General features: G+C 68.9%; 11 protein-coding genes. 2 read left to right on the forward strand and 9 right to left on the reverse strand.

Going from position 1 to position 19,091, the window contains the following annotated elements:
* Positions 1-6: 6 nt before the first annotated feature.
* The 6 genes from BN3385_RS01105 to glf form a co-directional block, all read right to left on the reverse strand.
* A complete protein-coding gene (locus tag BN3385_RS01105) occupies positions 7-1,059 on the reverse strand; it encodes an alpha/beta hydrolase (RefSeq protein WP_059016260.1) in 1,053 nt (350 codons plus the stop codon).
* Between the two features lie 108 nt (positions 1,060-1,167).
* Positions 1,168-3,153, reverse strand: coding sequence for a terminal beta-(1->2)-arabinofuranosyltransferase (gene aftB / locus BN3385_RS01110; protein ID WP_502688046.1), 1,986 nt, complete (start codon positions 3,151-3,153; stop codon positions 1,168-1,170).
* Position 3,154: 1 nt separating this feature from the next.
* Positions 3,155-4,069 carry a decaprenyl-phosphate phosphoribosyltransferase gene (locus BN3385_RS01115; RefSeq protein ID WP_059014284.1) on the reverse strand — a complete coding sequence of 305 codons (915 nt, stop codon included), beginning with the start codon at positions 4,067-4,069 and terminating at the stop codon, positions 3,155-3,157.
* Positions 4,066-4,623: a phosphatase PAP2 family protein gene (locus BN3385_RS01120; protein ID WP_059014286.1), complete on the reverse strand. Its 558-nt coding sequence runs from the start codon at positions 4,621-4,623 to the stop codon at positions 4,066-4,068. The genes BN3385_RS01115 and BN3385_RS01120 overlap by 4 nt, the downstream gene beginning before the upstream one ends.
* Positions 4,616-6,547 carry a glycosyltransferase gene (locus tag BN3385_RS01125; protein WP_059014289.1) on the reverse strand — a complete coding sequence of 644 codons (1,932 nt, stop codon included), beginning with the start codon at positions 6,545-6,547 and terminating at the stop codon, positions 4,616-4,618. Before BN3385_RS01125 ends, BN3385_RS01120 begins: the two co-directional genes overlap by 8 nt.
* The gene (glf, locus tag BN3385_RS01130; protein ID WP_059014291.1) at positions 6,544-7,761 is read right to left on the reverse strand and encodes a UDP-galactopyranose mutase; all 1,218 of its coding nucleotides are present in this window, start codon (positions 7,759-7,761) and stop codon (positions 6,544-6,546) included. Before glf ends, BN3385_RS01125 begins: the two co-directional genes overlap by 4 nt.
* Before the next feature lie 235 nt (positions 7,762-7,996).
* On the opposite strand from glf, the gene BN3385_RS01135 reads away from it, so the two are divergent.
* Positions 7,997-8,941 (forward strand): hypothetical protein, encoded by a 945-nt coding sequence (locus BN3385_RS01135; protein ID WP_059014293.1) that lies wholly within the window; start codon positions 7,997-7,999, stop codon positions 8,939-8,941.
* 160 nt (positions 8,942-9,101) lie between these two features.
* Positions 9,102-10,742, forward strand: a complete 1,641-nt coding sequence (locus BN3385_RS01140; protein ID WP_059014295.1) for an N-acetylmuramoyl-L-alanine amidase — start codon at positions 9,102-9,104, stop codon at positions 10,740-10,742.
* On the opposite strand, the gene recD is transcribed toward BN3385_RS01140, so the two are convergent.
* Genes recD through recC form a run of 3 tightly spaced genes read right to left on the reverse strand, consistent with a single transcriptional unit; the run spans position 10,735 to position 19,042 of the window.
* Positions 10,735-12,480 carry an exodeoxyribonuclease V subunit alpha gene (gene recD, locus BN3385_RS01145; RefSeq protein ID WP_059014296.1) on the reverse strand — a complete coding sequence of 582 codons (1,746 nt, stop codon included), beginning with the start codon at positions 12,478-12,480 and terminating at the stop codon, positions 10,735-10,737. The two genes, BN3385_RS01140 and recD, sit on opposite strands and share 8 nt — an antisense overlap.
* Positions 12,477-15,776 (reverse strand): exodeoxyribonuclease V subunit beta, encoded by a 3,300-nt coding sequence (gene recB, locus BN3385_RS01150; RefSeq protein WP_059014298.1) that lies wholly within the window; start codon positions 15,774-15,776, stop codon positions 12,477-12,479. The genes recD and recB overlap by 4 nt, the downstream gene beginning before the upstream one ends.
* Positions 15,776-19,042, reverse strand: a complete 3,267-nt coding sequence (gene recC, locus BN3385_RS01155) for an exodeoxyribonuclease V subunit gamma (protein ID WP_059016261.1) — start codon at positions 19,040-19,042, stop codon at positions 15,776-15,778. The genes recB and recC overlap by 1 nt, the downstream gene beginning before the upstream one ends.
* Between the last annotated feature and the right edge of the window lie 49 nt (positions 19,043-19,091).

Consider the following 19,091-nt stretch of genomic DNA (forward strand, 5'->3'; position numbering starts at 1 on the left):
CGCCTTTCATCGGTTGATTGTGCTGATCAGATCGGGTTTCAGAGCGGTCAGCTGAGCTCCCCAATACGGCCATGAATGATTGCCCGACGGGGGGAAGTTGAACGTCGCGTTGGCGCCACCGGCCTGGGTGTAGGCGGCCTGGAAATTCTTGTTGCTGTTGATCGCCAGGGACTCGAGACTGTTGGCGCTCAGCGCCAGGCCGGGGTCGGCACCCTGATCGAGGTCGGTCTGCCCGCCGGGCGCGCAGTAGATCCACAGCCGGGTGCCGTTGCGGGCCAGGGTGGCGGCCTGTTTGACCGGGTCATTGCGCTTCCACGCGGGATCCCACGGGGCACCCCACATGTTGTCGACGTTGTAGCCGCCGGCATCGAGCATCGCCACCCGGATGGCCTGCTGCATCAGCACCGAGGACGGGTTGAGGAAGCCGGACAGTGACGCCGCGTAGATGAACTGCTGCGGGTGGTAGGCGGCCAGGATCAGAGCTGCACCGCCGGACATCGACAGCCCCACCACACCGTTGCCGGTGCGCGACACCTGCTTGGTGGCCGCCAGGAACTCGGGCAGCTCACTGGTGAGAAATGTCTCCCACTTATAGGTGTAGGGCTGCTTGTTGAAACTCGACGGCGAATACCAGTCCGAGTAGAAACTGGACTGGCCGCCGACCGGCATCACCACCGAGACCCCGGAGCCGTAGAACCACTCGAAGGCGGGGGTGTTGATATCCCAGCCGCTGTAGTCGTCCTGAGCGCGCAGGCCGTCGAGCAGATAGACCGCCTTGGTGGGCGCCGCCGGCGCCGCAGGCGCATCGGGAGCCGGGGGCGTCATGGCAGCCCCGTTTTGGAACTGCACACGGATGTTGCGGCCCATCGACGGGGAGTACACGTCCAGGTACTCCACCGGCAGGCCGTCCCGGGAGAAGGCGTTGGCGCTGGGTGCGCCCCCTGTCACGACCGCAACGCCCGACATCATCAGGACGGCGGCGACCGCGACAGTCAGTCGGTGGCCGAGGGCGCGCACGCCCGACCTACGCACTGCACGAAGCATCGGTAGCTCTGTCATCCATTCCACGGCATACGTGTGCCGCATTACCCGACTTGGTCTGTGTATCGCCGCGATCTGACCGCAGCGTTACCGGCCGGGGCCCTCCCAGCTAACGTCCTCCGACGGCTAGGGCCCAGTGGCCGGTAAGCCAGTGTACGGGGTGCCGTCCAATTCGGGCTCATCGAGACCGCAGCGCAGCAGCTCGTACTGGGGCACCCGATTGATGCGGTAACCGGTGTAGTCCAGCGAGTGCACCACGTTGGACAGGAAGCGGCGGATGCCCAGCGGAGCCCGGATGGATTCCAGTTTCCGGGCGGTCTCGGGGCACTGCAGGGCCACCCCGGCCTCCTTGATCCAGCCCTCGTCGAGGTAGGGCGGAACGTAGGGGTGTTCCTTGAGCCACGGCCCCTCGGCGACCGCCCAGTCCGGGAAAAGATTCTTGTCGTGCCCGATGCGGCCGTCCTCGAGCCGGGCGGTGTGCGCGGCCAGCGGGTTGGCCAGACCGATCTGGTCGATCACCCTGGTGTTGAGCCCGACGTTCATGCCGACCATGCCGAGGTTGGTGAAAAAGACTGTGTGAGGCGCGATTTCACGACGCCAGGTGTCCATCGACACGCCCGGTGGCGGTGGCGGCGGCGGGAACGCGGGGACGACGTCCCACTGGTCGTAGTTTCCCGACGGCAGCAGCAGCGCGCCGTCGGGGGTGTTGTTGATGGCCACCACGACCGCGCGCATCCGCGGATAGTCCAGGTAGTCCGCAGCGGTCAGCGGGTGGGCATGGCCGGTGGCCTGCGAATAGAAGCGACGCTCGTCGACGATGCCCGAATAGGTCACCCGGGTGGCGTCGGCCCCCATCCCCGGCGAGTTGGCCGCCCACAGCGACCACCCGGCCACCGCGAGCCACAGCACCGCGGCGCCACCGGCAAGCAGGTTGGCCTTGTCGCGGGCGAACCGGGTGGTGTCGGGCATCGTGAGAGGAATCACCGATACCGGGGCCAGCAGGCAGAACACCGGAGTCAGCAAAACCCGGCCGTGCATGAAGTCGCCGCCCTGACGGATCCAGTACAAGCCCTGCAGCACACCGCTGACGACGATGAAGATCACCACCGCGGCCGGGCTCTGAATCCGGCGGGCCCAGCGGCCGTACCCACCCGGCGCCTCGGCCGGGGGAATCCACCACGGCGTGCTGCGAGTGACGACGAGTACCGCGCCCAGCGCGATCAGCAGCAGCGCCGGGATCCACAGCGCGTACGGCTTGTTGAAGTTGGCCAGATAGATCAAGCCCTGGCCCCACTTGTCGCCGGTGGCGTCCTTGGCCAGCGCGGTCTGCGGCACCAGCAGGGCGTAATAGCCCATCCGGAAGATCTGATAGGCGACCGGAAGCAGACCACCGGCGACCACGATCAGCGCGCGGGTGCGCCAGTCGCGGGCGGCCACCACCATCATCACCAGTGCCACACCACCGATCAGCGCCAGTTCGGGGCGCACCAGCACGCTGAGCCCGGCGACGACGGCCAGGGCGGCGGTGAACCAGGCCCGGCCGCGCACCTGCTGGGACCAGCACACGAGCATCCACCACAACAGGCCGATCCAGGCCAGCACCAGACCGTTCTCCAGGCCGGAGGTGGCGAAGTCACGAGCCGGCGGGATCGCGATGTAGACCAGGGCACCGGCGGGCACCAGCAGGGCGCGCCGGCCCTGCAGGCGAGGGGCGTAGAGCCGGGCGGTGCCGAGCATCACCAGCACCACCCCGGCCACCGACAGCGTCAGCGCCAAGGTGAGGGCGACGTACTCCAGGCGGATCGGCCCGCCGATCACCGCGCCCAGGTAGTTCAGGTAGGTCCACAGAGTGGAGGTGTTGGACTCCACCCGCTCGCCGGCGTTGAAGACCGGGCCGTTGCCGGCCAACAGGTTGCGCACCGTGCGCAACACGATCAAGCCGTCGTCGGCGATCCAGCGGCGCTGCCAGGCGCCCCAGCCGAACAATGCCGCGACCACCACGACGCTCACCCACACGCTGATCCGGGTGGTGACGGTGAACGGAAAGGCCGGACGCCACAGCGGTTTCGGCCCGGCGGGCGCTACCCCGGCCGGTTCAGCAGGCGGCAGCAGCTCAACTGAAGACGATCGCTGCAACGACTGTTCCGATCCACAAGAGCCCCAGCATCTGCAGCACCCGGTCGCGCAAGGCGATCTCCTCCGGTTCCCCGGCCAGGCCGCCGTCGACGTCGACGGCGTAGCGCAGAATCGCGATGGTGAACGGGACGATCGAGACCGCCCACCAGGAGCCGGTGGTGCCGTCGCGCTCGAAGGCGAACAGGCCGTAACACAGCACCACGGCGGTGGCCGACAGCGTCCACACGAAACGCAGGTAGGTGCTGGTGTAGCTCTCCAGCGACTTGCGGATCTTGGCTCCGGTGCGCTCGGCGAGCTGCAGTTCGGCGTAACGCTTCCCGGCCGCCATGAACAGCGATCCGAACGCCATCACCAGCAGGAACCACTGGGACAGGGGGATGCCCGCGGCCACACCGCCCGCGATCGCCCGGATGAGGAAGCCCGAGGAGACGATGCAAATGTCCAGCACCGCTTGATGTTTGAGCCCGAAGCAGTAGGCCAGCTGGATGGCGATGTAGATCGCCATCACCAGCGCCAGATGCGGGGTGAGCCACCAGGACAGCGCCAGTGAGGCCACCCCGAGCCCGGCGGCGATTCCGTAGGCCAGCCCGACCGGCAGCACACCGGCGGCGATGGGCCGGAACCTCTTGGTCGGATGGGCACGGTCGGCCTCGACGTCACGCGCGTCGTTGACCAGATAGATCGACGACGCGGCCAGGCAGAAGACGACGAACGCGATCGACACCTTGAACAGCACGTCGCCGTAGTCGTAGTGGACGTCGCGACCCAGGGCTGCCAGCGGAGCGGCCAGCACCAGGAGGTTCTTCACCCACTGGCGCGGACGGATGGCCTTGATGATGCCCGAGGCCAGATTGCTCGGTGGCCCGGCGACCGGCGGTGCTTCCTCACTCACGTGTGCGTCTCCTTCTGCGGTGAGGCCTGTCGTGAGGCGAGGTGTGCGGCCGTACGCGCGACCACCGCGCCGACCGCTGTCCCGGCGAGCACATCGGTCGGGTAGTGCACGCCCAGCACCAGCCGCGACAGGGCCATCGCGGGCACCACAACCAGCGGAAGCGGTGAGCGGGTGGCCCGGCACAGCAGCATAGCCGCGGCGGTGGAGGAGGTGGCGTGTGCAGAGGGGAAACTCAGGGCACTCGGCGTGCCGACGTTGACGGCGATCGCCGGATGATGCGGACGCTTGCGGCGCACCACGAGCTTGATCGCGATCGCGGCGGCGTGGGCGGCGACGGCTCCGACCCCGACGAGAAGCCAGTCCCGGCGGCGTGTGCGCGACAGCAGTGCGCCGAGCGCGGACAGCGCCACCCAGCCCGCGGCATGCTCACCGAAGTGCGACATCCCCCGGGCGACGGTCAGGACCGGCGGGGTGGCCAGCCGCGACTGGACGGCCACCAGCGCCGCGACCTCACCGGTGGGCGGCGGCGCGACGGGCTCGCGACCGTCAGGCATTGATCGAAGCTTGATCGAACAGCACCGTCTCCCACTTCTCCTTGCTGGAGAGCACCGGCAGCGCCTGGCGGTAGACCTTGCGCATCCGGTTGTACTTGCGCGCCAGCGCGATGTGCTGGCGCATCGAGGCGCGCAGCAGCGCGAACATCTTGGCCCGGTCACGCTGACGGAAAACCACACCGCGGCCGTCTGCGGTGGTGACGGTGACGCCGTCGACCTTGCACAGCAGGAACCAGCGGGCGTCCTGGGTGGGCACGTTGAGCTGCGGACGCTCGTGGTGGGCCGGATCCTCCTTGCGCAGCTGGTGGAGCACGCCGCGCGCGAGCCGAAAACCGATGGCGGGCAAGGCGACCGGCGGCCGGTGGACCTTGGTGCGGCCGCTGGGCTTGGGCAGTGAGGTGGCGCCCGGCAGCACGACCGCGTCCGGATACTGCTCGCGCATCTTGCGGACCTCGGGCAGCGCCGACTCCAGGATGGAGAAGATGTGTTCGGGGCCTGCCAGGAAGTCGGCGATCGCCTTGTTCTGGATCGCCACGGTCGAATACTCAAGGCAGAGCAGGTGTTTGAAGGTGGCCTTCAGCGAGCTGGCGAGCAGCCCGCGCACCTGACCGTCCCAGTGCAGAGCCGAGACCACCAGCCGGTTGCGCAGGTGGAAGTAGGCCTGCCAGTCGATGGCGTCGTCCTTGTCGCTCCAGGCCATGTGCCAGATCGCGGTGCCCGGCATGGTGACCGTGCCGTAGCCGTGCTCCCCGGCGCGCAGGCCGTAATCGGCGTCGTCCCACTTGATGAACAGCGGCAGCGGCTGGCCCAGTTCCTCGGCGACCTGGCGCGGGATCATGCACATCCACCAGCCGTTGTAGTCGACGTCGATGCGGCGGTGCAGCGCCAGGCTGCGCTCCTCGTCATCGGCCAGCGGGTACTTGGCGAAGTTGTGGTCGTACTCGGTGTGCGGGGCGTTGGTCCACATAAAGTTGGAGCGGTCCACGACCTCGCCCATCACGTGCAGGTGCGACGGCTCCTGCAGGTTGAGCATCTGCCCGCCGATCAGGGTGGGCGTCTTGGCGAATCGGTTGAGCGCCAACGCCCGCAGCACCGAATCGGGCTCGATCCGGATGTCGTCGTCCATGAACAGGATCTGTTCGCAGTCGGTGTTCTTCAGCGCCTCGTACATCACCCGGCTGTAACCGCCGGACCCGCCGAGGTTGGGCTGGTTGTGAATCGACAGCCGGTCACCGAGAAGTGCTGCGGCAGAAGGGAAATCGGGATGCGCGACGGCCTTGTTGGTGCCCTGGTCGGCGACGATCACCGCGCCGATGACCTCGTCGACCAGCGGGTCGGAGGTCAGGGCCTTCAGGGCGTTGACGCAATCAGCGGGCCGGTTGAACGTCGGGATGCCGACGGTGATGTTGGCCCGGCCGGGTGCCGGCACCGGCGCGTACCAGGCGGCCTTGTGCAGGACCACCTTCGTGTCGGTGGTGATGTCGAACCAGATCCAGCCGCCGTCCTCGAACGGGTCCAGCCCGATCTCGAACTCGGCGGCGGTCGGGGTGTCGGCGTCCGGGCTGGTGACCTGGGTGCCGCCGACGGTGATCCGGGCTCCGGTGGCCTTGGACCGGTAGACGTCCACCCGGGCCGACCCGGTCAACTCCACCCGCAGCACCACCGAATCCAGCGTCGACCACCGGCGCCAGTAGCTGGCCGGGAAGGCGTTGAAGTAGGTGGCGAACGACACCTCCGACTCCGAGCCGATCTCCAGCGTGGTGCGGGTGGGGGCGTGGGCCCGGCGGGAGTTGGTCTCCGACTCCTCGATGTAGAGCTTGCGGACGTCCAGCGGTTCGCCGGGACGTGGCAGGATCACGCGGGCGAGCAGGCTCACCGCTTTGGTCTCGCCGGGCGCAATGGGCCCGGACGGGATGTCGCTCATGCTGTGCTGCTTTCGGTCAGCGGAGTCCCATCGCGCAGGTGGGGCGCCAGGACGTTGTCGTACATGCTCAGCGCGCTGGCGATGGCCATGTGCATGTCCAAGTACTGATACGTGCCCAGCCTGCCACCAAAGAGGACTTTCGCCGAGGCGGTCTCCTCCTTGGCCCTGGCCCGGTAGGCGGCCAGCAGTGCGCGGTCGGATTCGGTGTTGATCGGGTAGTACGGCTCATCGTCATCGTCGGCGAAGCGCGAGTACTCCCGCATGATCACAGTCTTGTCGGTCGGGTAGTCCCGCTCGGGGTGGAAGTGCCGGAACTCGTGGATCCGGGTGAAGGGGACGTCGATGTCGTTGTAGTTCATCACCGGGGTGCCCTGGAAGTCCCCGGTCGGCAGGACTTCGACCTCGAAGTCCAGGGTGCGCCAGCCCAGCCGGCCCTCGGCGTAGTCGAAGTAGCGGTCCAGCGGTCCGGTGTAGATCACCGGGGCGTCCGGGCTCTGGGCCCGCAACTCGTCGCGCACGTCGAACCAGTCGGTGTCGGTGCGGACCTCGATGCGCTCGTCGGCGGCCATGTTCTCCAGCCATGCCGTGTAACCGTCGACCGGCAGACCCTCGTAGGTGTCGTTGAAGTAGCGGTTGTCGAAGGTGTAGCGCACCGGCAGCCGGGTGATGTTGGCGGCGGGCAGTTCCTTGGGGTCGGTCTGCCACTGTTTGGCGGTGTAGTCGCGGACGAACGCCTCGTAGAGCGGCCGGCCGATCAGCGAGATGGCCTTCTCCTCGAGGTTCTGCGCGTCGGCGGTGTCGATCTCGGCCGCCTGCTCGGCGATCAGCGCGCGCGCCTCATCAGGGCTGTAGTACCGGCCGAAGAACTGCGCCACCAGGCCCAGGCCCATCGGGAACTGGTAGGCCTGGCCGTTGTGCATCGCGAACACCCGATGCTGATACCCGGTGAAGTCGGTGAACTGGCGGACGTAGTCCCACACCCTGGTGTTGGAGGTGTGGAACAGGTGCGCGCCGTACTTGTGGATCTCGATCCCGGTTTGCGGCTCCGGTTCGGAGTAGGCGTTGCCACCGATGTGGCTGCGTCGTTCGACGACGAGGACGCGCTTGCCCAACTGGGTGGCCACGCGCTCGGCGATCGTCAGACCGAAGAAGCCGGAGCCGACGACGAAGAGGTCGTAGGGGGCTTGCTGGCCCGGGGAATCAGGAGACGTCATCGGCGCCTAGGGTATCCGACCGCACGGGTGTGATCCGCATCTCAAGCCGGGGTGCCATCGGCAGATGTGTTGGCGTTCCTAGTGAATCAAGGTCGCGATTAGCTCACGATTCCGCATCGTCACTCTAAGCACACCAGTCACAGCCGTACCATCGAACACGTTGGCTTCGGTCTCGGCGCACGGCCGAAATTTCGGGGCTCACGCAGAAGTTCAGATCCAGATTGAGGAGACTTCCGTGCCGAACCGTCGTCGACGCAAGCTCTCGACAGCCATGAGCGCAGTCGCCGCCTTGGCCGTCGCAAGTCCGTTTGCAGCCGTCGGTGTCATGGAGCTGACCGCCAGCACCAAGACACCCGAACACCGTGATTTCGTCCAGGCCGCTGTCGTCACTGACCTGCCCAACGAGTTGCTGTCCGCCCTGCAGCAGGGTCTGTCGCAGTTCGGGATCAACATCCCACCGCTGCCGACCGGCCTGAGCCCGGCAGGTGCGCAGCCCGTGCAGGCCGGACCGGCGCTGACCACCCCGAGCCTGGGCACCCCGGGACTCACCACGCCGAGCCTGACCACCCCCGGTCTGACGACGCCGAGCCTGACCACGCCCGGTCTGACCACGCCGAGCCTGACCACGCCCGGTCTGACCACGCCGAGCCTGACCACCCCGGGCCTCACGACGCCGAGCCTGACCACGCCCGGTCTGACGACTCCCAGCGTCGGGACCCCGGCACTCACCACGCCGAGTCTGACCACCCCCGGTCTGACCACGCCCAGCGCCACACTGCCGGGTGCGGCGGCCGCGACGACGCCGTCGCTGACCGATCCGGGTCTGACCAATCCCGCGCTCACCACGCCGGGGCTGACCACCCCGCAGCTGGGAACCCCGTCGCTCACCAGCCCGTCGGCCACCGGCATCGGCCTGCCCACCGAGCAGCCGATCAGCGCCCCGCTGGGCCCGGTCGCCGGCACCTACCCGATCCTCGGGGACCCGTCGCTGGCGGTGCCGACCACGCCGACGAGTTCGGGCGGGATCATCAGCGATCTGAGCAGTGCAGCCAACCAGCTTGGTGTGGGGCAGGCCGTTGACCTGCTCAAAGGTGTCGTAATGCCGTCGATCACGCAGGCGATTCAAAGCGCCTCGGCGGGAGCGGCAGCGGCACCTGCAGCAGCGGCTCCGGCCGGATAAGAAGCCTGCATCGGAACGGCACCGCAGGGTGGGGCCGACCGGAAGGTCTGTGCACCCGGAGAGGCCCCTGCGGTGCCGTTGCAGGACTCAATCATCACTTTCTTCACACTGGTCCGTGTCGGAACACTGGCATCAGATAGCACATACGTAACATCGCTGTGTGCCGTCCCGACGACCCAGGCCGACGATTCTGTTCACCGCGCTGGCGGCGACCGTCGTCATACTGCCGTGGGCGATCACCGGGGTACCCGGCACCGAACACAAGGACGGGCCCAGCGCGGCTGACACCCTGCTCAACCAGCAGCCGTTGACCGGACTCGGCGGCGGGCAGACGATCCGTGAGATCAGCCAGTCCACCCCCTTCTCGATGGTGGCGCTCACCGGCACCGACCTGACCGGAACGACGGCCGAGATCCGGGCCAAGCGCACCGACGGCAGCTGGGGACCCTGGTACAAGGCCGACACGCTGGAGTCCAACGCCGACGACTCCCAGGGCGGCGGACCGCGCGGTACCGATCCGGTATTCGTCGGCACCACCACCGCGGTCCAGATCGCGGTCAGCAGGCCCAAGGGCGCACCGGTCACCACCGCTCCCCCTGAGCACGGCCTGGATGCCGGCAAGGAACTCGGCTATATCCCGGCCAACGTGGAACAGCCTTTCTCACAGAACATCTCGGCCGTTCTGATCACCCCGCCGAAGGCGCCCGTCGATGCCCAGTGGAACCCGCCGACCGCGGCATTGGGTCCGGGTCAGCCGCCCAACATCATCAGCCGCGCCCAATGGGGTGCCGATGACCACATGCGCTGCGGCGCACCGTCATACGGCGGTGGCATCCGCGCCGCGGTGGTGCACCACACCGCAGGCAGCAACGACTACGCACCGGAGGATTCGGCCGCGATCGTACGATCGATCTACGCCTACCACACCCGCACGCTGGGCTGGTGCGACATCGCCTACAACGCCCTGGTGGACAAGTACGGCCAGGTGTTCGAGGGCCGGGCGGGCGGAATCACCAAGGACGTCCTGGGTTCGCACACCGGCGGTTTCAACCGGGACGTCTGGGGCGTGTCGATGATCGGCGACTTCGAGGACACCCCACCCGACGACATCATGGTTCGCACCGTCGGCCGTCTGCTCGGCTGGCGGATGGGCCTGGACCGGGTAAACCCCTTGGGCACGGTGCAATTGACGTCGGCCGGTGGTGAGTACACCTACTTCCCGGCCGGAGCCACCCCCACCTTGCCGACGATCTTCGCCCACCGCGACGTCGGCAACACCGAATGTCCCGGCAACGCCGGCTATGCCGCGCTGCCAGCGATCCGCGATATCGCCGCCCGGTTCAACCGGCCGCCCGATCTGGTCGACTCGCTACGCGGCGGCGCGATCTTCGCGCGCTGGGAAGCCATGGGCGGCAAGGACGGTCCGCTCGGCGCCCCGACCAGTCCGGAGGCCGCCGGCGACGGCGACGCGCGTTACGCGACCTTCGAGCACGGCGCGATCTACTGGTCACCGGCCAGTGACGCCCAGCCGCTCACCGGGGCGATCTACGAGGCATGGGCTTCCCTGGGCTACGAGCGCGGCGCACTGGGGCTGCCCACCAGCGGCGAGATCCAGGAACCGGAATGGATCGTGCAGAACTTCCAGCACGGCACATTGAACTTCGACCGGCAGACCCATAACGTGCTGCGGGTGATCGACGGGCTGACCCTGGTGATGCCACCGCCGCCGGCCGACGGCCCCCCGGTGCAGCTGGAGCGTTTCAGCCGGCCCGCCGCCCCGATTCTGGAACCGGCTAGCTAGGCGTACCCGGCCCGCGCAATCGCCGGCTCAGCCCGCTGGCGCGCACGGCGCGGCGCTCGATCGCGGCGCGCAGCTGTGCGGCGGTGCCGACCACCCGCACCTTGGTTCGGGCCCGGGTGATCGCCGTGTAGAGCAGCTCACGGGTCAGCAGCCGCGAATCCTCCTCGGGCAGCAGCACGGTCACCTCAGCGGCCTGGCTGCCCTGGCTCTTGTGGATGGTCATCGCATGCATGGTCTCGACGTCGGCGAGGCGGCTGGTGGCGAATTCGAGCGGCACCGGGCCGCCCGGCAGCACCGCGCGCAGCACACCGTCACGTAGCACCGTCACCCCGGTGTCCCCGTTGTAGAGACCGAGGCCGTAGTCGTTGGCGGTGACCAGGAGCGGGCGACCCGCATACCAGGTGGCCCACGGCGGGGTGTCGGTCACCTCAGCCAGCCAGCGTTCGACCTGCCGGTTCCAGTAGGCCACCCCGAACGGGCCGCGCCGGTGTGCGCACAACAGTCGGTGTTCGTCGACGGTGGCCAGCGCCACCTGCCCGTTGCCGAGCACCGCGGCCTCCCGCAGCCGCAGCGCGTGGGGCACCAGCACCGAGCGCAGCGCGGCGGTGGGCTCCTCGGTGTCCACCCACTCGATGTGCTCGCCCCCGGCGCGCAGCACGGCCACCGCCTGGTCGGCGTCGCCCTCGCGGATGGCCTGCGCCAGTGCACCGATCGACGCACCGAAGCGGTGCGAGGTGACGAGGGTGGCCACCGGGGTGTCACCGCGTGCGCTGAGCCCGTCGACCAGATCGGCCAACACCGCACCGGCGTCGACCGACGCCAACTGGTCGGGATCGCCCACGAGCACCAGCCGGGAGTCGGGGCGCACCGCCTCCACGAGCCTGGCCATCATGGTCAGCGACACCATCGATGTCTCGTCGACCACGATGACGTCGTGCGGTAGCCGGTTGTCGCGGTGGTGGCGGAACCGCGACGAGGTGTCCGGCCGCGAGCCCAGCAGCCGGTGCAGCGTGGTCGCCCGCAGGTCCGGCAGCCGGGCCCGGTCCACCTCATCGAGTTTGTCGACCTCGATCTGGACGGCCTCCTGCAGGCGGGCGGCCGCCTTACCGGTGGGCGCGGCCAGCGCGATCCGCAGTCGCCGGCTGCCGTCGTCGGCCTGTTCAGCCAGCAGGGCGAGGAGGCGGGCGACCGTAGTGGTCTTGCCGGTTCCCGGGCCACCGGTCAGCACGGTCAGGCCCCGCGATAGCGCGATCTCGGCCGCCACCCGCTGCTCGGCGAACGGTGCCGGGAAAAGCCTTGTGGTATCTGGCTTGTCGGCGCCGTGTTCGGTGGTGGCCAGCGTCACGATGTCGGCAGCGACCTGGCGTTCCTCGAGCCAATAGCGGTCGAAGTACAGCAGTCCGTCCTCGAGGTGCATTACCGGCGGACTTCCGAGCAGCGGGCTGGCCGCGACGGCGGCCAGCCACTGCGCCGGCTCAGGCCAGTCCAGGTCGGGACGGTCCACCTGAGCCTGTATCGCGTGGAGGTCGACACACACCGAACCGGCCCTTACCGCGCGGACCACAAACGCGACGGCCAGCGCCACGGTCTCGTCGGTCTCACCGGCCAGCGTTGTCAACCGCTGGGCGACAAGCACATCGGCGGCCTCGATCACATCGACGGCGTTGAAGGCCTGCAGCGTCCCGGTGGCGCCGGCGGCGTACCGCCAATTCGCGGTGTCGATATCGTCGATCGTCATGCCGCCACCTGCCCGCCGTCGAGCAGATCGGACAGAGCGACCACCAGCGCCGCGGGCGGTTGCCAGCTGAACACCCCGGCGGGGTGACCGTCGGTCACCGGCGTATCGGCACCGCACATTCCGCGGACGAACAGGTACAGCACGCCACCCAGATGGCGCCGCGGGTCGTAACCGGGCTGGCGCCAGCGCAGAAACCGATGCAGCACAACGCTGTACAGCAGCGCCTGCAAGGGATAGTCGGAATGCATCATGGCTTCGGCCATCCGGGCCCGGCCGTAGTCGGCCGCCGTCAGCGGCAGGTTGCCGTCACCGAGCCAGTTGGTCTTGTAGTCCACCACCAGATAGCGGTGCCCACCGCCGTCCGGGATGCGCAGCACGGCGTCGACCGATCCCGACAGGTAACCCCGCAGCGACTGGTTACCCAGCCCGTCACCGGACAGTCGATCGGCATAGGTCACCAGGGGATCATCGGCCGGCAGATGCCGGCGTAGCAGGTCGCCGACGGCGGACAACCGGATATCGGGTACCGCCTCGCGAAGGTCGCCACCGGCGAGCGGGAACTCAAAGTCCATCTCGCACAACCGGTCCCGCAGGCCGATCTGGCGCAGCGTGAGGTTGTCGGCCAGCGGTCCGAGCGGGGTGTCGTGCATCGGCACCAGCGCCTCGGCCAGGTTGGCAGTGGGGACCTCCACCGGCCACCACACCGCGTGCCGCTCGATCTGGCGCTGCAGTTCGGCGGCGAGGTCGGTGGCCAGCGGGTCGGCGGTCTCCAGGACCGCATGCACCAGGCTGCCGAAGGTGGCGCCGGTCGGGAGGTCAGCCATCGGCGAGGGAACGTCGAGCCCAGCCGCTGGGGTGGTGACGGTGACATCGACCGATTCGTCGTCGAGACCGACCACCTCCGGTTCGCTGCTCACCCCGGGCGTCTCGGCCGCACGGATCAACCCGGAATACGACGTGCGGCGCCAGGTGGTGTCGATGGCGCGGTGAAAGTGCCGGACGCCCAGGTCATCTCGTGGTTGATTCGCGGTCAGCTCCACCACCGGGGCGATCCGGGACTCCTCGATCACCAGCCCGCCGACCTCCTCCCACTGCCGCAGCAGCGCCATCGCGTCGGCGTCGTCGATCTTTTCCGGATCACAGCGGTCCGGAACGGCCGCCTGGCCCGGCCGGCGGCCTCGCAACAGTCGCGACAGTCCGCCGTTGGGCTCATCCCAGGACGGTGCCCACCAGGCCACCACCTGAGACTGGGCGCGCGTCATCGCGACGTAGGTCAGCCGGGTCTCCTCACCGGCCGCCTCGCGACGGCCCTGCGCCTGGGCGGCGGCCAGGTCCGGACTGGTTTCGCCACCGATGTGCAGGCAGCGCCGCTCGGCGTCGTGGAAGCGGACGACATCGTGTTTGCGGACATGGCGATTGAACGTGAAAGGCAGGTAGACCACCGGGAATTGCAGACCCTTGCTGACCCAGACGGTCATGATCTGCACGGCCGCGGAGTCACTGTCCAGCCGCCGGTTGCGCTCCGGTGCGCTGCTGCGTTCGTCGCGCTGGGTGCGTAGCCAGTCCCGCAGGGCGGTCAGGCTCAGGTGTTCGCGGTGGGCGACATCGTGCAGCACCTCGGTCACGTGGGCGAGGTCGGTCATATTGCGTTCACCGCCGGCCCAGGACAGCACGCGCTTGCCCATCCCGGCTCGTTGGGCGGCCTCGAACACCGCCGCCACGCCCGCTTCCCTGGCGTGGTCGGCCCACTGGCGCAGGGTGTCGGAGACCTCGTCGGTGAGCGTATCGCCGCCCGCGGCAAGGTCTTCGGCAGTCTTTCCGAAGAACATGGTGGCTGCGGCCGCCCGCACCAGGCCGGGCCGGTGCAGCTGGTCGAACGCCTCCAGCAGGCACAGCCAGTCGTCGGCGGCCGGCGAGCGCAACACATCGGTGTCACCGGTGTACACCGCGGGCACACCAGCCTCGACCAGCGCATCGAAACATGCGCGGGCATCCAGGTGGCTCTCGGTGATCACTGCGATCTGATGGGCCTGCAGCCGTTCGCCGTCGAACGTGGCTCGGCTGCCCAGCAGGCCGCTGACGTCGGCAGCCAGGTCGCGGGCGATGTGCGAGCGCAGTGCATCCATCTTGATCGTGCGGGTTCCGCTGAGCCTGAAGGTCTCTCGCGACACCACCCGTAGCCGGACCGGATCGTTGAACGGTGCGCCGGCGAGCCGATGACCGTGGTGGTGCGGGGTGACCTCGAGAACCTTGATGTCGGGGTCGCCGAGTTCGGCGCCGCGCAGCACCCGCTGTAGCCGCTCGACCAGTGCGGCGTCGCTGCGGTAGTTCTTCCCGAGGGTGAGCCGGTCACCCGCCGTCTTGGCCGCGTGCAGGTAGGTGAAGATGTCGCCGCCGCGGAAGGCGTAGATGGCCTGCTTCGGGTCGCCGATCAGGATGAGGGTGGAGCGGCCGCTGAAGGCCCGCTCGATGACCTGCCACTGCACGGGGTCGGTGTCCTGGAATTCGTCGACCATGACCACCGACCAGCGTTGGTGCATCCTGGTTGCCGCGGGCGAGTCGGGGGTGTCCAGGGCGTCGGCGAGTCTGCTGAGCAGATCGTCGTAGCTGAGGACGCCGCGTCGGCGTTTGCGCCGCTCCAACTCGGCCAGCACGTCCTTGCCGAAGCCCACCCGGATGGCGGGCTCGGACCCCGGTGGCGGATTGAGCGGGCGCAGTTCGGTTTCCGGGTTGGCGACGACTTCGCGGGCCAAGGTCAGCGCCTCGGCTCTGGTCAGGGGCGGGTCCTCGCGTTCCTGCCCGAAGTGGCGCAGGTAGAGGTCATCGACGATCTCCGAGACCAGCTCGTCCAGGCTCTCGGCCAGCGTTACTCCGCTGTCGCTGTCCCCGGCCACACCCAGTGATTTGAGCACCAGGTTGCAGAACTGGTGGGTGGTGGCGATGGTCGCGGCGTCGAAAGACGCCAGCGCGTCACGCAGCCGATCCCGGCGGGCGGCGAGGTCGGCCGGGTCTCCCGCGATCAGCGCCTCCAGGAGCGGCTTGCCGGTCGCGGTGGCCGGATCGTCGAAGGCGCCCAAGGCGTCGTGCAGGGCGCGGCGGACCCGCTCCCGCAGTTCCTGGGTGGCTGCCCGGCCGAACGTGATGAGCAGCATCTGGTCCAGGGTGGCGTGCCCCTCGGCGATATAGCGGGTAACCAGACCGGCCAGGGTGAAGGTCTTTCCGGTTCCGGCGCTGGCTTCCAGCACCGTGGTGGATCGCTGCTCGGGCAGCGGGCCGAGCAGGTCGAATTCCCGCATCAGGCACCGTCCTCGGCGGCCAGCAGCGGACCCCACAGGCGGGCGGCGAAGGCGCCGAGCCGGGTGGTCTCCCCCTCGGCGTCCTCCCCCGGGCCGGGCGGGCTCAGCAGCACCTCGAGATCGGGCTCGCGGCCCCAGATCCGTTCGACGGCGGGATCCTCGCGCTCGTAGCGCCACTTGCCCATCGCCTCGCCGCGCGGATCCTGCCGGCTGAGGCGGGCGGCTGCCCAGGCGTGAGATGTCTTGATGGGCAGGGGAATCGGCTCGCGTCGCCCGGCGTCGTAGATGGCGACGAGGTCGCGCAGCACGGCGACGGGATCCTGCTGCGGAGCCCCGAGCACCCGTTGTGCGGCACCGATGCGCCGGCGCTGCCTGCCGATGCAGATCGCTGACCACGTGCCGGGCCGTGCCGCCGACAGGGCGAGCAGCGGGATCCACGCCCGCAGCAGGTGCTGGGCGTCGAGCTTGGAATAGGTGACCTCGACCAGCTGGCTGCCGTAGACCGGGGAGACGGTGCCGGTGAGGCGACGGCCGCCGCCGAGGTCGATATCGACGTCGTAGGCCTGCGGCGCCCCGGTGCGCTGCGACAGCGCAGCTCTGGCGAGTTCGGTTGCCTGGTCGCGCAATTCGTTGGCCTTGCGCCAGCCGAGCCGGCCGGGCGGAAGGGACCCCCGGCGCCATTCGGCTTGACCGGCCCGTTCCGGATCCATTCCGCTGAGCATGTCGGTGAGCAGTCGCTGGCCCACCGTCCACTCCTGCAGGTTGTCGATTTCGACCGGCATGGCATCCTCGACGCCCTCGACCTCCCACGGCAGGGTGAAGTCCAGCGCGGTGAAGAAACCCTTGACGGGGTTGGCGAAGAACCTCATCAGCTCGGGCAGAGTCACGTCGTCAGGCGCCGGTGGCGGCAAGGGCTCGGCCAGCAGGTCGGGTTGTTCGGGCCGCGGTTGCGCGGTCACGGTCGCGGCGTTCATCGCGGTGGTGTCGAAGGTAAACGGCTTGTCGGGTACGCCCAGCGCGCCGGGCGTGACGTTGCGGATATCAAAGGGCTGCAACGGATGGTGCACGATGATGTCGTTACCTACCGGCGCCTCGGTAGTGCGATCGAGGGCGTCGAGCAGTTCGGCGAGCGGGACGGCAGGCGGGCGCGGGTGGCCGGAGTATTCGTTGGCCCCGGTGTAGGTGACCACCAGTTTCTCGGTGGCCGAGCAGATCGCATCGAGCAGCAGTTGGCGGTCTTCGGAGCGGACATCGCGCTCACCGGTCATCGGGTTACGGGCCAGGGCGTCGTCCCCGTCGCGCACCCCGATGCGCGGGAACACGGTGTCGTCGAGACCCACCAGGCACACCACGCGATGCGGAACCGAGCGCATCGGGACCATGGTGCACACCGTGAGGGTGCCGGTGCGGAAGTTGGCCCGGGTGGGGCGCCCGGCGAGGTGCCGGCGCAGCAAGGCGGTGATATCCGGCAGCCGCATCGGTGTGGCCGCCCGGGGGCCTGCGGTGGCGATTACGTCACCGAACTCGCGTTGCAGCTGGCTGCTCTGCCAGGCGTCGTCACCGGACGTGCGGGTGAGCCACCCGATTCCCTGGTCCAGTGCGGCGAGCCAGTCCGCCAATGGCCTTGTGCCGCTGAGTGACTCGAGCACTCGCTGCAGTCGGGTGACGAACTCGGCCAGCCGCCCGGCCAGCTCCACGCTGTTGCTGCCGACGTCGTCGAGGGGCAGCGTGACGTCGAGCCAGGCCTGCGAATCCTGCGACATCGCCACCCCGGCCAGCACCCGGTCGATGCCGAACCGCCAGGTGTTCTGGATGAACGGGATGCCGTAGGGGGCACGGTGGTCCTTGTCCAGACCCCAGCGGATATTGGCCTGTTGCACCCAGCGGGTGATGTTCTCCAGGTCATCGTCGGTGAACCCGAATCGGGCCCGCACCGGCGCGGCCTGGGCGATGTTGAGCACCTCGGTGGCGGTGACGCGGCCTGCGGCCAGTGCGAGCAATTGGGCGGCCACCGCCAGCAGCGGATTGGTCTGCACCAGCGAACGATCGGCCAACCGCACCCGCAGCCGGTGGGCCGGATGCGCGCCGGGTACCACCTCACCGAGGCCGAAGTCGGCGATGATGAGCGCCGCGTAGGTCTCGATATCGGGGCACATCACCAGGATGTCGCGCGGCTCCAGGGTCGGGTCGTCGGCCAGCAGTCCGAGCAGCACTTCGCGCAGCACGTCGATCTGCCGGGCCGGGCCGTGGCAGCTGTGCACCTGCACCGACCGGTCCCCCTCGGACAGCGACCTGCCCTGCGGGCGAACCTGATTGGCGGCGATGTCGGACTGCAACCAGCCGAGCAGGGTGTCCGGATATCCGGCGCTGCCGAGGAATTCGTCGGAGGCGACGGTGGTGGGCAGGCTGCGCTGGAGCTCACGAAGATCCCGGCCGAGCGTGGCCAGCAGGGGGTGGTTGACGCGTCGGTGGGTCAGATCCTCGGCGCGCGGGATGGTGCCGTGCACCCCGGCCAGCGCGGTCCACAGGTCCGCGCTCGGGTGCGGAAGCCACAGGTGCACCTCATGGTGGGTGGCCAGCGCTTCGATGAGCTCGATGTCGGTGCTCGCCAGCCGCGTGTAGCCGAACAATGACAACCGCGCAGGCAGTTCGGCGCCTGACTCTTGGAGCTGCACAACAGTTTTCGCATGCCGCACGTGAGGAGGGTCGATGGCCAGTGCGTCGACCAGCGCACGCCACAGGTGGGGCTGCCACTGCAGGTCGGAGTCCAGGTCGACCACCGTGCCGTCGAGCCAGCCGGCGAGCAGGCGGGGGCGCTGGCGGGCATAGGACGCGAACAGGCCGGCCAACCGGCGGGCGACCGCGTAGCGGCGACCCTGCCGCAGTTCCTTCTCTTCGCCGGTGTCGAAGTGGCCGAGGTGGGTGGCCAGGGTGCGGCACCAGGGTTCGTCGAGATGGGTGTCGACGATCTCGAGCAGCGGCCACGCCAGGGCATCCGGGGACCAGGGATCCTCGTCGCGGGTGCCGGTGATCTCGGCGATGAGCGACCCGGGGGTGCGGAACGACACCCCCGCGCAGATGCCGTCGGCGCCCGCGCCGCGACCCAGCACATGCGACAAACGCTGCGACAGCCACCGTTCCACCCCGCGGGCGGGGACCACCACCAGTTCCTCGGCGAACGGGTCGGGTTGCGGGGTGGCCAGCAGCGCGCCGAGGCCGTCGGCGAGCACATCGGTGCGTTCGGCGCGGTGTACGTGCAGGGCCATCGACACCACCGTAAACCGCGGGACCGACAGCGTGGCGCGGCGTTGGCTC

The sequence above is a fragment of the Mycobacterium sp. M26 genome (genome assembly GCF_001494595.1).
Lineage (GTDB): Bacteria > Actinomycetota > Actinomycetes > Mycobacteriales > Mycobacteriaceae > Mycobacterium.